The organism is Amycolatopsis sp. A133, assembly GCF_031082405.1.
In the GTDB taxonomy this organism is placed as follows: domain Bacteria; phylum Actinomycetota; class Actinomycetes; order Mycobacteriales; family Pseudonocardiaceae; genus Amycolatopsis.
Genome location: NZ_JAVHJU010000025.1, coordinates 166,083 through 178,389, shown reverse-complemented (window position 1 = coordinate 178,389; position 12,307 = coordinate 166,083). Strand labels below are relative to the sequence as shown.

Sequence of the window (12,307 nt, the reverse complement as noted above, 5' to 3'; positions counted from 1 at the left end):
TCAGGCGGGGCAGCGTCCCGAACGGCGGCAACTACTTAGAGTTATCGGCGAAATCGACCATGCGTTACGACTCGGCGATCATTCCCACCCGCCGCGGTGACCCCCTCGCGGAGGAGCCGGCAGGGGCGCGCGGACACGTTCACCTGGGGCAGCGGTAGCGTGGGGGCGCCCGTACGGGGCCGCCGGATTCCCGGCGCCGACCGTTCTTCCGACACGAAACCAGGGGACCCGACCATGAGCGGCACCCGGCCGGAGCCCGCCGGCAACCCAGTCGCGCACGCCGTCCAGCTCGCCCGCGAGACGCTGCCGCCGATGCACCCCGCCGGCCGCCCGTTCGTGGCGGGCGGCGTCGCCGCGACGCTGCTCGCCCGCCGGTTCTCCAAGCGGCTCGGGCTCGTCGGTGCGCTGGCGACCGTCGCGACGGCCGCGTTCTTCCGCGAGCCGAAGCGGGTCCCGCCGCCGCGTGACGGCGTCGCGCTCGCCTCGGCCGACGGCATCGTGTCGCTGATCGAGGAAGCCGTCCCGCCCGCCGAGCTCGGCCTCCCCGCCGAGCCGCGGATGCGCGTTTCGGTGTTCCTCTCGGTGTTCGACGTGCACGTCCAGCGCGTGCCGTCGAACGGCGTGATCGAGCGGGTCGCCTACCGGCCGGGCAAGTTCCTCTCCGCGGACCTGGACAAGGCGAGCGACGACAACGAACGCAACTCCGTGCTGATGCGCACCGAAGACGGCCACGAGCTCGTCGTCGTGCAGATCGCCGGTCTGGTCGCGCGCCGCATCCTCTGCGAGATCCGCGAGGGTGACAAGGTCGGTGCCGGCGCGACCTACGGCATCATCCGTTTCGGCTCGCGGGTCGACCTCTACCTCCCGCCGGGTTCGACGGTGCTGGTCGGCAAGGGCCAGCGCACGGTCGGCGGCGAGACGGTCATCGCCGAGCTCCCTGCCGCGCCTTCGAAGGGCTGATCGATGGTCCGCGTGACCACCCCGGGTGTCCGGCTGCTGCCGAACGCCATCACCGTGCTGGCGCTGTGCGCGGGCCTGTCGGCCGTGCAGTTCGCGCTGACCAAGAACTACGCGATGGCGATCGCCTCGATCGGCATCGCGGCGGTGCTCGACAGCCTCGACGGCCGGATCGCCCGGCTCCTCGACGCGACGTCCAAGATGGGCGCGGAGCTGGACTCGCTGTCCGACGGCATCTCCTTCGGCGTCGCGCCGGCGCTGGTGATCTACGTGTGGCAGACCGGCGCGGACCGGATCGGCTGGGTGGCGTCGCTGATCTTCGCCGTCTGCATGATCCTGCGGCTGGCCCGGTTCAACACGCTGCTCGACGACACCGAACAGCCGCCGTACGCGAGCGAGTTCTTCGTCGGCGTCCCGGCGCCCGCGGGCGGGTTGCTGGGCATGCTGCCGCTGGTGGCCTTCCTCCAGTGGGGCGAGGGCTGGTGGTCGTCGCAGTACGTCGTGTGGGCGTGGACGGTCGCCATCGCGGCCCTGCTGATCAGCCGCATCCCGACGCTGTCGCTGAAGACGGTCAAGGCGCCGCCGAAGGCGATCGCGCCGCTGCTGCTCGGCGTCGCCCTGCTGGCCGCGGCCATCATCCAGTTCCCGCTGGTCGCGCTGCTCGCGGCAATGGTCCTGTACCTGGCGCACATCCCGTACTCGATCTACCGGCACCGCTGGCTGGCGGCGCACCCCGAGGCCTGGACGGTCCCGCCGAGCGAGCGCCGCGCGATCCGCCGGGCCCGCTCCTCCCGCCGGCTGGGCCTGCGCCGCCCGCTGCGCCGCCGCGTGGCCGGCGCGGCGATGCGCGCGGTCCGCCTCCCCCGGGAGACGGCCCGCACCCCCCGCGCCAGCGAAAACGGCCAAGGCCCCCGCCGCCGCTCCTGGCGCCAGATAGGCCTCCGCCGCAAGTAACCCCGCCGTGATGCCCCTCCAATCACGCGAGATGCCCGCCCAGTCACGCGAGATGCCCCTCCAGTCACGCAAGATGCCCCTCCAGTCACGCAAGATGCCCGCCCAGTCACGCGAGATGCCCCTCCAGTCACGCGAGTTACGTCTCCAATCACGCGAGACCCGGGCCCGATCACGCCAGATCGGGTCCTGATCACGCGGGCCAACCCTCCAGGTACGCGAGTCAACCGGCTGGGTACGCGAGTTCGCCGGTCCGGTACGGCGATCACCCGTGCTCGGAGAGGCATCACCCGTGATCCGACGGGCATCACGCGTGATTGGCGGGGCATCATGCGTGATCGGGGAGGCATCAGGCCGATCGACCGGCGTCACCCCCCTGCGGGAGCGCCGGCTCGCTAGGGTGAACGGCGTGAGCCACCCGCAGATCACGCTGACCGTCCGGCACACGCCGTCCGCGCTGGACACTCGCCGCGGCGTCGTCCGGCTGCATCCGGAAGTCCTCGATGCCCTGGGCCTGCGGGCCTGGGATGCCGTCCACCTCACCGGGGCGCGGGTCAGTGCCGCGCTCGCCGCGCCCGCGGACGAGACCGGGGTGCCCGGGGTGGTGCTCGCCGACGACGTCACGATGTCGAACCTGGGCGTCACCGAGGGCTCGGAGATCGTCGTCGCGCCGGCCGAGGTCGCGGCGGCGAAGACCGTCACCGTCGCCGGGTCGCGGCTGGCCAGCGTCTCGCTGAGCCCGCACATGCTGCGGCTCGCCCTGATCGGCAAGGTCCTCACCGTCGGCGACGCCGTTTCGCTGCTGCCGCAGGACCTCGCACCGTCGCCGGGGTCCGACCCGGCCGGCCTGCGCGGCCAGCTGTCACGCGCGATCGGCGCGACCTGGACGAACGAGCTGCTCACCGTCACCGCGACCGAGCCGGCGGGCACCGTGGCCGTCGGACCGTCCACAGTGGTCACCTGGCGTGACGGCGCCCGGCCGGGCACCGCCGAACCGGCCGCACCCCGGACGGCGACCGCGCTGGTCCGCACCTCCGCCGTCACCGCGGCCGAGGAGTGGATCGACGCCGAGGTCGTCGAAGACGAGGTCGCCGTCGAAGAGGAACCGGCCGTGCCGCTGGCCGACCTGATCGGCGGCGAAGCCGCTGCCCGCAAGCTCGGCGAGTGGTTCGACCTGGCCTTCCACCGCCCCGAGCTGCTCGCCCGACTGGGCGCGCCCGCCCACCTGGGCGTCCTGCTGTCCGGCCCCGAAGGCGTCGGCAAGGCGACGCTGGTGCGCTCGGTGGCCCACGACGCCGACATCAAGATCATCCCGCTGGCCGCGCCGAACCTCGCGGTGCTGGACCCCAACGTCGCCGTGGCCCGCCTGCGCGAGGCCATCCAAGGCGCCGAAGGCCCCTCGGTCCTCCTGCTCACCGACGTCGACGCGCTGCTGCCCGCGACGACTCCGCCGCCGGTGGCCACCGTCGTGCTGGAGGAGCTGCGGACGGCGCTGCGGCGCGAGCGCTTCGCCGTCGTCGCGACGACGGCCCGTGCCGAGTCGGCCGACCCGCGCCTGCGCGCCGCCGACCTGCTGGACCGCGAGCTCGGCCTCGCCCTCCCGGACGCAAAAACCCGCCGTGAGCTGCTGAACGTCCTGCTCCGCGACGTCCCGCTCGACACGGGCATCGACTGCGGCGTCCTCGCCGAGCGGACGCCGGGCTTCGTCGCGGCGGACCTGATCGCGCTGCGCCGGGACGCCGCACTGCGGGCGGCGCTGCGCCAGCGCGACGCCGACGAGCCGCGCATCTCGCAGCAGGACCTGCTGGACGCGCTGGCGACCGTCCGGCCGGTTTCGATGTCCACTTCGGACAACCTGGCCACCGGCGGGCTGACCCTCGACGACGTCGGCAACATGGTCGACGTCAAGCAGTCCCTCACCGAGGCCGTGCTGTGGCCGCTGCGGTACCCGGACTCGTTCGCCCGGCTCGGCGTCGAACCGCCGCGCGGGGTGCTGCTGTACGGGCCGCCCGGCGGCGGAAAGACGTTCCTCGTGCGGGCGCTGGCCGGCACCGGCGCGCTGAACGTCTTCGCGGTCAAGGGCGCCGAGCTGATGGACAAGTGGGTCGGCGAGTCCGAACGCGCCGTGCGCGAGCTGTTCCGCCGGGCCGCGGAGGCCGCGCCCGCGCTGATCTTCCTGGACGAGATCGACGCGCTGGCCCCGCGCCGCGGCCAGTCGTCCGACTCGGGGGTCGCCGACCGCGTGGTCGCGGCGCTGCTCACCGAGCTCGACGGCGTCGAGCCGATGCGCGAAGTCGTCGTCCTGGGCGCGACGAACCGGCCGGAGCTGGTCGACCCGGCGCTGCTGCGGCCCGGACGGCTCGAGCGCCGCGTCTACGTGCCGCCGCCGGACGCCGAGGCCCGCGCGGCGATCCTCACGGCCAGCTCGAAGAACACCCCGCTGGCCGACGACGTCGACCTCACCGCGGTGGCGTCCACTCTGGACGGTTACTCGGCGGCCGACTGCGCGGCGCTGATCCGCGAAGCGGCGCTGACGGCGATGCGCGAGTCGCTCGAGGCCCGTGAAGTCACGGCCGCGCACCTGGACGCGGCCCGCAAGACGGTCCGGCCGAGCCTCGACCCGGGCCAGCTGGCCGCGCTCGAGGCGTACGCGAAGACCCAGTCCGGCGAATGAAAAGAGGCGGCCGTCGGGTGACGGCCGCCTCTTCGAAGAAAACTCAGCTGCCCTTGTGGGCGCCCTGGTACTCCTTCGTCACGATGACGATCACGCCGGGGCTCGCGCTCTGGATGCCTTCGAAGCGGGGTTCGGCCTTGATGCCGAACTCCTGCGCGAGCTGCTTGGCCGCGGCTTCCTCGTCGGTGCCCGGGCGGTAGTACGCCGTCGTCGTCGGGATGACGCCCTGGGAGTAGTTGCTGACCTCGTTGACGTTCCACCCGGCACCGCGGAAGTCTTCCGCCGCCCGGTCCGCCAAACCCTTGATCGTCGAGTTGTTGAACACCCGGACGGTCACCCACTTGTTGGACGCCTGCTGGTCACCACCCGGCTGGCCCGGCTGACCTGGCTGCCCCGGCTGACCGGGGCCGGCCGACGTCGGCTGGCCGGCCCCCGGCGAGCTCGGCGACGGCGGTACGGGTGACGACGGGCTCCCCGAGGCCGAAGTCGACGGCGACGCCGACGCCGACGAAGAGGTCGAAGGCGGCGCCGACGTCCCGCCGGACGTGCCCGGCTGCGTCGTCGTGCCGCTCGGCCCGGCTTCGTTCGCCCCGTTGCCCCCGCTCAGCGCGGTGATCCCGCCGATGACCGCGGCGATGATGGCCACGCCGATCAACGCGACACCCGCGGCCTTCATCGGCCGGGACATTCCCGAAAACACACTCATTTCAGCTCGATCCCCAGTCGCCGGGCGCCTCGCTTGCGCTGGCGCGCGGCGCGGGTCTTGCGCAGCCGCTTCACCAGCATCGGATCGGCTTCGGTCGCCTCCGGCTTCTCCAGCAGCTTGTTGAGCAGCTGGTAGTAGCGCGTCGCAGACAAGTCGAAGCGTTCGCGGATGGCGTTCTCCTTCGCCCCGGCGTGTCGCCACCACTGGCGCTCGAAGGCGAGGATCTCGACCTCGCGTTCGGTCAGGCCGGGCACGGGCTTCGGCGGCGACGGCTGCGGCTCAGCCATCGACTCCGCGGCGTCCATCCGGGTCCCTCTCAATCGGGCGTCATGGCGAATCAGACCTAGCTCTTCCGCGGGCGCCATTCAACCACGGAAGCCACCGCCGACGTGGGCATCGGCGTCGGCGCGTCACGGTCTGATGCAGGTCTACCAGAGGGGTCCGACTAAACTGGCTCGCCGTGACCATCCACCCCATCGTTATCGCCGGCGAGCCCGTGCTGCACCAGCCGACTCGGGAGATCACCGAGTACGACGAGAAGCTGCGCACGCTCGTGGACGACATGTTCGAGACGATGTACGCCGCCGAGGGCGTCGGCCTCGCGGCCAACCAGATCGGCCTCGATCTGCGGGTGTTCGTCTACGACTGCCCGGACGACGAGGGCGTGCGGCACAAGGGCGTCGTGGTCAACCCGAAGCTCGAGACGTCGGAGATCCCGGAGACCATGCCGGACCCGGACGACGACTGGGAGGGCTGCCTCTCGGCACCCGGCGAGTCGTACCCGACGGGCCGCGCGAAGTGGGCGAAGGTGACCGGCTTCGACGTCGACGGCAGCCCGATCGAGGTCGAAGGCACCGGCTACTTCGCGCGCTGCCTCCAGCACGAGACCGACCACCTGGACGGGTACATCTACCTGGACCGCCTGGTCGGCCGGCACGCGCGCGCCGCGAAGAAGATGCTCAAGCACAACAAGTGGGGCGTCCCGGGCAACTCGTGGCTCCCACCGCGCACCCCCGAGGACGATGGCGCCGTCATCTGACCGCCCGCGGTCGTGAGTGGTAAAGCGGGTTCTAACCCGCTTTACCACTCACGACCAGCCGCGGCAGACCTCAGCAGCCGAGGAAGTGGCAGCGGACCACCTGCGGCGTCTCCAGCACCGAGCCCGCCTTGACGTCCCAGGCGAGCCGGACGTACTGGGCGTGCGTCCAGGCCAGCGGGGTCGCCGACGTGTTCGGCGTGCCGGCCGGGAAGCCGGTCTGCCCGGACGGCGGATTCTCGTCCCACACCTGCTCCGGCATGGTCTCCGCCGAGCTGCTCACCCGGCCGAGGTCACGCAGCCGCCGCGCGGCCGACGACGGATCGCCGAGCGCCAGTTCGTACTCGCCGCGTTCGCCGGCGAGCAGCGGCCAGAGCCGGCCGAACGTCGTGCGGCTCTCCGCCGGGAACGTGTAGTCCCACGGCGACCCGTCGGCCTGCTCGCCGTAACCGTCCTTCGTGTAGCGGTGCCAGAACTGGCCGGTCGGCGTCGTGAATGCGATGTCGGAGTCGGTCACCCGGACGCTGTTGCGGATCACCGGGTCGTCGGCGCGGTAGATACCCAGCCGGACCAGGTCGAGGAAGCCCGCGTCGGTGACCGCGCGCTGGTCCATCGTCACGCTCGAGTTGCCGAGGTTGTACGTCGTCCCGGCGTTCGCGTTCGCGTCCTTCGTGAGCCGGACGAAGTACGGGTCCTTCGACAGCGGCCCGTTCGTGGTGATCGTCTGCTTCGGCAGGTCGGCCTTCATCTTGTCGGCCGCGGCGAGGTACCGGGCGGCGTCGGCGGCGGCGCCGTGGTGCGAAGCGATGTCGGCGGCGCAGACCAGCCCGGCGATGACCGAAGCGATCGTCGACGGGGACCAGCCGTCCTGCTCCTCCCAGCGCTCCTGCTGGGTGTACGGCGACGGCTGCCCGTCCGGCCCCTGGTAGCCGAGGATGAAGTCGGCCGCCTTGCGCACGCCGGGCCACAGGTCGTTGCGGCCGAGCTGCTGGGCCAGCACGATCGGGAACGCGGTCTCGTCGAGCTGGATCGACGTCCAGTAGGGCACGCCGTCGACGCGGCTGTTCTGCGGCATGTGCCCGTCGGCCTGCTGCTGCGTGCCGAACATGTACGTCACGGCGCGGTTCGCGGCGGCCGTGTCGCCGCCGGCGGCCAGTCCGGTCGCGATCTGGTAGAGGTCACGCGGCCAGACCAGGTGGTAGGTGCCGGACGGCGACCACTCCGGGTCGTTGTTCCCGAACCGCCACGGCATGCTCGGCGACGCGATGAAGGCGCCCGGGTGGTGCTTGTCCTCGCTCGCGGCGAGCGTCAGCATCGACGCCTTGTAGAGATCGCGTTCGGCGCCGGTCTTCAGCGACGACGGCGGCTTGGCGATCCCGCGCAGGTACTGCTGCCAGCCGCGGTCGTAGGCGCGCGTGATGTCGCGGACGCCGCGTCGCAGCGACGCCTGCGCGTTGCCGAGCGCGTCGGCGGCCTTCGCGCCCATGCCGAGGGCGAGGGTGACGTGCCGGTCGCGGACACCGTCGGCGGTCGTCCGGCCGGTCAGCACGACGTTGCCCGTGGTCGCGGTGTCGTAGGAGTTCAGCTTGAAGGTCTTGGTCAGCTGCGTGTTGCCGTCGGACGCGCCCGCGTAGCCGACGCTGGTCTTCGCGAAGGCGGGCTTCGCGGCGAGCGCGGCGGCGTTCGAGGCGTCCTGCGCACTGGCGGTGGCGCCTTGCCGCGTGGCCGAGTCGTCGGAGCCGTCGTTGGTCAGGTCCGGGTCGGCGACCGCGTAGAGCTGGTAGGGCCGCCCGGTGAGCGACTGGAAGTCGACGTCCACCAGCACGGTCGTGGCGGCCGGATCGGTGACGTAGGTCTTGCGGAGGCGCCAGCGGTGCTGGTCGTCGGTGATGGTCTGCTCGTAGGTCAGGCTGTCGTCGTCGGTCCGCCGGACCTGCTGCGACTTCGCCGAGTAGTCGGTGACGGCGAAGCTGCGGCCGTCCGTGACGACGAAGTTCATCGACCGGACGCTGGGCGTGGACAGGTCCGGGTAGTAGACCTCGGACATTTGGCCACCCTGAAGGGTGAACCAGACGTTGCTGGACCGGTCGTGCGCGGTCCCGAAGCCGGTCTTGTTCGCGGGCAGCCAGCTCGGATGGGCCCCGGGTGCGCCGGGAGCCTGTTTCGAAGCCACCTCGGCCACCGCGGTCGCCGGGATCAGGCCGGTGACCAGCAGTCCGGCGAAGGCGCCGGAAATGAGTTTGCGCATATCAACCCCACAGAAAAGTCGCCTCTGCACCGTTACAGAAGCGACTTGGGAGTCTGCCGCCGATTTCTGCCGGATGCATGCCCCAATCCGGTGAACCACTGACCGTCACTGGTCCGGCCGCCGGTTCACGGACAGCGAACGGGCTTCCCGCTGAACCGCGCGCACACTTGTAGTACCTGCAACGCTGTAATCGAGGTACGCATGGACGACGCCATGGACGCCTACTCGCGCGCGGTCAGCACGGTCGCCAGGACCGTCACCCCGCACGTCGCCGGCGTGCAGCTCGCGCGCGGCGGTGGCTCGGCCGTCGTCTTCGCCGATGACGGGCACCTGCTCACCAACGCCCACGTCGTCGCCGGGCACCGGCGGGGTGCCGCCACCTTCGCCGACGGCAGCGAAGTGCCCTTCGACGTCGTCGGCGCCGATCCGCTGTCGGACCTCGCCGTGCTGCGGGTGCGCGGGGAGACGCCGCCGCCCGCCGTGCTCGGGGACGCCGATCGGCTCGTCGTCGGGCAGCTCGTCGTCGCCGTCGGGAACCCGCTCGGCTTCTCCGGGACTGTCACCGCCGGGGTCGTCAGCGCGCTCGGGCGGGCGCTGCCGGTGCGGCAGGGGCGCACGACCCGCGTGATCGAGGACGTCATCCAGACCGACGCCGCGCTCAACCCCGGCAACTCCGGCGGCGCGCTCGCCGATTCCGCCGGCCGGGTCGTCGGCATCAACACCGCCGTCGCCGGGATCGGGCTCGGGCTCGCGGTGCCGATCAACGCGACGACTCGCCGCATCATCGACACGCTCGTCGTCGAGGGCCGGGTGCGGCGCGCGTACCTCGGCGTCGTCGGCGTGCCCGCGCCGCTGCCGGAGGACGTCGCCGAGCGCACCGGGCAGAACGCCGGGCTTCGGGTGCACGAAGTCGTCTCCGGCGGGCCCGCGGACCGGGCGGGCCTCAAGCGGGGCGATCTCGTATTGACCGTCGGGCGCACGCGCGTGTCGGACGCGCAAGGCATCCAGCGGCAGCTCTTCGCGGAAGTGATCGGCACCGCACTGCCGATCACCGTGCTGCGCGGCGGCGCCATGGTCGACGTCTACGCGACCCCGGCCGAGTTGGTCGGGTGAGGTGAGGAGACTTGAGTATCGCGCGTCGGCGTGGCATGGTCGGTGGCACAACACCAACGCGGGAGCTCGCGCCATGGCGGGCTGAGAGGGTGACTTGCGTTTCGCAGGCGTCACCGACCGCATGAACCTGACCGGGTAATGCCGGCGTAGGGAGTGAAAGTCGTTGACGACGCTCGAGAACTCTGCTGCCCAAAAGCTGGATGCTGCCGTAAAGGTGACCACCGGCCCGATCACGGGCTCGCACAAGGCCTACCAGCAGACCGAATCCGGGCTCCGCGTCCCTGTCCGGCGGATCGATCTCTCCAACGGTGAACAGTTCGACGTTTACGACACTTCGGGCCCGTACACCGATCCGGACGTCGAGATCGACGTCCACAAAGGACTGCATCGGCTGCGGGCCGGCTGGGCCGACGGGCGTGAGCACAACACCCAGCTCGGCTGGGCCAAACAGGGCGTCATCACGCGGGAAATGGAGTACATCGCCGCCCGCGAACGGGTTTCGCCCGAGTTCGTGCGTGACGAAGTGGCCCGCGGCCGCGCGGTGATCCCCGCCAACCGCAAGCACCCCGAGACCGAGCCGATGATCATCGGCAAGAACTTCCTCGTGAAGATCAACGCCAACATGGGCAACTCGGCCGTGTGGTCGTCGGTCGAGGAAGAGGTCGACAAGATGGTGTGGGCGACCCGCTGGGGCGCCGACACGATCATGGACCTGTCCACCGGGAAGCGGATCCACGAGACGCGGGAGTGGATCATCCGCAACTCGCCGGTCCCGGTCGGCACCGTGCCGATCTACCAGGCGCTGGAAAAGGTCGACGGCGAGCCGGAAAAGCTGTCGTGGGAGGTCTACCGCGACACCATCATCGAGCAGTGCGAGCAGGGTGTCGACTACGTCACCGTGCACGCCGGCGTGCTGCTGCGCTACATCCCGCTGACCGCGCGGCGCGTCACCGGCATCGTCAGCCGCGGCGGTTCGATCATGGCCGCGTGGTGCCTCGCGCACCACCAAGAGTCCTTTTTGTACACGCACTTCGAGGAACTCTGCGAGATCCTCCGCCAGTACGACGTCACGTTCTCCCTCGGCGACGGCCTGCGCCCCGGCTCGATCGCCGACGCCAACGACCGCGCCCAGTTCGCCGAGCTGGAAACCCTCGGCGAGCTGACGCACATCGCGCGCTCGCACGACGTCCAGGTGATGATCGAGGGCCCGGGCCACGTGCCGATGCACAAGATCAAGGAGAACGTGGAGCTCGAGGAAAAGCTCTGCGGCGAGGCGCCGTTCTACACCCTCGGTCCACTCGCGACGGACATCGCGCCGGCGTACGACCACATCACGTCGGCCATCGGCGCCGCGCAGATCGGCTGGTACGGCACGGCGATGCTGTGTTACGTGACGCCGAAGGAGCACCTCGGCCTGCCCAACCGCGACGACGTGAAGACCGGTGTCATCACGTACAAGATCGCAGCGCACGCCGCGGATCTGGCCAAGGGGCACAAGTACGCGCAGGAGTGGGACGACGAACTGTCGAAGGCGCGCTTCGAATTCCGCTGGAACGACCAGTTCAACCTCTCGCTCGACCCCGACACGGCCCGCTCGTTCCACGACGAGACGCTGCCCGCCGAGCCGGCCAAAACCGCGCACTTCTGCTCGATGTGCGGGCCGAAGTTCTGCTCGATGCGGATCACGCAGGACGTCCGCAAGTACGCCGAGGAACACGGGCTGTCCACTGTGGAGGCCATCGAGGCCGGCATGGCGGAGAAGTCGGCGGAGTTCTCCGAGTCCGGCAGCAAGGTCTACCTGCCTGTGGTCCAGCCGTGACACCGAGGACCGCCCTCACCATCGCCGGATCGGACTCCGGCGGTGGTGCGGGCATCCAGGCCGACCTGCGCACGTTCTTCGCCAACGGCGTCCACGGGCTCGTCGCGCTGACCGCGGTGACCGTGCAGAACTCGTTGGGCGTCCAGGGTTTCACCGAAATCCCGGCCGACGTCGTCACCGCGCAGATCAAGGCGGTGGCGTCGGACATGGGCGTCGACGCGGCCAAGACGGGCATGCTGGCTTCCGCCGAGATCATCCGTTCGGTGGCGAAGACCCTGGACGAGATCGGGGAGTTCCCGTTTGTGGTCGACCCGGTGGCGGCGTCGATGACGGGGCACGCGCTGCTGCGCGAGGACGCCCTGGAGGCGATCCGCACCGAACTGTTCCCGCGCGCGACCCTGATCACGCCGAACCTCGACGAAGTCCGGTTGCTGACCGGCGTTTCGGTGGTGGACCCGTCGTCTCAGCGCGCGGCGGCGGAGGCACTGCTGGAGTTCGGCTCGCGCTGGGTCCTGGTCAAGGGCGGCCACATGACGGGCACCACGGACTGTGTGGACCTGCTCTCGGACGGCCGCGAGTTCATCGAACTGAGCGGCCCGCGCTACGAAACGGACAACACCCACGGCGGCGGCGACACCCTGGCGTCGGCGATCACGGCGTCGCTGGCGAAGGGCGCTTCGGTGCCGGACGCCGTGGCGGCCGGGAAGAAGTTCATCGAGCGTTGCGTCGCGGAGGCCTACCCGCTGGGCGCGGGTGTGGGCCCGGTCTCGCCGTTCTGGGTCCTCAAGCCGTCGTGAGTGGTA

General features: G+C 70.9%; 10 protein-coding genes and 1 riboswitch. Of the genes, 7 read left to right on the top strand and 3 right to left on the bottom strand.

What is annotated here, in order from left to right:
• Nucleotides 1-234: 234 nt before the first annotated feature.
• The 3 genes from Q5425_RS19625 to Q5425_RS19615 all read left to right on the top strand — a co-directional run bounded on the left by Q5425_RS19625 (nt 235) and on the right by Q5425_RS19615 (nt 4,582).
• Entirely contained in the window at nt 235-960 is a 726-nt protein-coding gene (locus Q5425_RS19625) for a phosphatidylserine decarboxylase (protein WP_308673697.1), read from the top strand.
• A gap of 3 nt (nt 961-963) precedes the next feature.
• Complete coding sequence (gene pssA / locus Q5425_RS19620; protein ID WP_308673696.1) at nt 964-1,911, top strand: CDP-diacylglycerol--serine O-phosphatidyltransferase; 948 nt, start codon at nt 964-966, stop codon at nt 1,909-1,911.
• Between the two features lie 406 nt (nt 1,912-2,317).
• Entirely contained in the window at nt 2,318-4,582 is a 2,265-nt protein-coding gene (locus Q5425_RS19615; RefSeq protein ID WP_308673695.1) for an AAA family ATPase, read from the top strand.
• A 43-nt stretch (nt 4,583-4,625) separates the two neighbouring features.
• Here Q5425_RS19615 and Q5425_RS19610 read toward each other — a convergent pair whose 3' ends face one another.
• Nucleotides 4,626-5,288, bottom strand: coding sequence for a LytR C-terminal domain-containing protein (locus tag Q5425_RS19610; RefSeq protein ID WP_308673694.1), 663 nt, complete (start codon nt 5,286-5,288; stop codon nt 4,626-4,628).
• Nucleotides 5,285-5,593, bottom strand: coding sequence for a DUF3263 domain-containing protein (locus Q5425_RS19605; RefSeq protein ID WP_308673693.1), 309 nt, complete (start codon nt 5,591-5,593; stop codon nt 5,285-5,287). The genes Q5425_RS19610 and Q5425_RS19605 overlap by 4 nt, the downstream gene beginning before the upstream one ends.
• Nucleotides 5,594-5,748: 155 nt before the next feature.
• Here Q5425_RS19605 and Q5425_RS19600 point away from each other — a divergent pair, with 155 nt between their 5' ends.
• The gene (locus Q5425_RS19600) at nt 5,749-6,327 is read left to right on the top strand and encodes a peptide deformylase (RefSeq protein ID WP_308673692.1); all 579 of its coding nucleotides are present in this window, start codon (nt 5,749-5,751) and stop codon (nt 6,325-6,327) included.
• Nucleotides 6,328-6,397: 70 nt separating this feature from the next.
• On the opposite strand, the gene Q5425_RS19595 is transcribed toward Q5425_RS19600, so the two are convergent.
• The gene (locus Q5425_RS19595) at nt 6,398-8,572 is read right to left on the bottom strand and encodes a glycoside hydrolase family 15 protein (RefSeq protein WP_308673691.1); all 2,175 of its coding nucleotides are present in this window, start codon (nt 8,570-8,572) and stop codon (nt 6,398-6,400) included.
• Between the two features lie 201 nt (nt 8,573-8,773).
• Between Q5425_RS19595 and Q5425_RS19590 the strand changes: the two genes are divergently transcribed.
• From Q5425_RS19590 to thiD, 3 genes are all read left to right on the top strand, one after another.
• The gene (locus Q5425_RS19590; RefSeq protein WP_308673690.1) at nt 8,774-9,685 is read left to right on the top strand and encodes a trypsin-like peptidase domain-containing protein; all 912 of its coding nucleotides are present in this window, start codon (nt 8,774-8,776) and stop codon (nt 9,683-9,685) included.
• Nucleotides 9,686-9,733: 48 nt separating this feature from the next.
• Nucleotides 9,734-9,855: riboswitch (TPP riboswitch) on the top strand.
• A complete protein-coding gene (thiC, locus tag Q5425_RS19585; RefSeq protein WP_396135193.1) occupies nt 9,849-11,504 on the top strand; it encodes a phosphomethylpyrimidine synthase ThiC in 1,656 nt (551 codons plus the stop codon). Its footprint overlaps the riboswitch before it by 7 nt.
• On the top strand, nt 11,501-12,301 hold the full coding sequence (gene thiD, locus Q5425_RS19580) for a bifunctional hydroxymethylpyrimidine kinase/phosphomethylpyrimidine kinase (protein ID WP_308673688.1): 801 nt from the start codon (nt 11,501-11,503) through the stop codon (nt 12,299-12,301). The genes thiC and thiD overlap by 4 nt, the downstream gene beginning before the upstream one ends.
• Nucleotides 12,302-12,307 lie beyond the last annotated feature (6 nt).

What these genes read in the sequence shown, in the direction of transcription:
- Q5425_RS19625 (WP_308673697.1), top strand. Translation starts at nt 235, where the DNA reads ATGAGCGGCACCCGGCCGGAGCCCGCCGGCAACCCAGTCGCGCACGCC.
- pssA (WP_308673696.1), top strand. Translation starts at nt 964, where the DNA reads ATGGTCCGCGTGACCACCCCGGGTGTCCGGCTGCTGCCGAACGCCATC.
- Q5425_RS19610 (WP_308673694.1), bottom strand. Translation starts at nt 5,288, where the DNA reads ATGAGTGTGTTTTCGGGAATGTCCCGGCCGATGAAGGCCGCGGGTGTC.
- Q5425_RS19605 (WP_308673693.1), bottom strand. Translation starts at nt 5,593, where the DNA reads ATGGACGCCGCGGAGTCGATGGCTGAGCCGCAGCCGTCGCCGCCGAAG.
- Q5425_RS19595 (WP_308673691.1), bottom strand. Translation starts at nt 8,572, where the DNA reads ATGCGCAAACTCATTTCCGGCGCCTTCGCCGGACTGCTGGTCACCGGC.
- Q5425_RS19590 (WP_308673690.1), top strand. Translation starts at nt 8,774, where the DNA reads ATGGACGACGCCATGGACGCCTACTCGCGCGCGGTCAGCACGGTCGCC.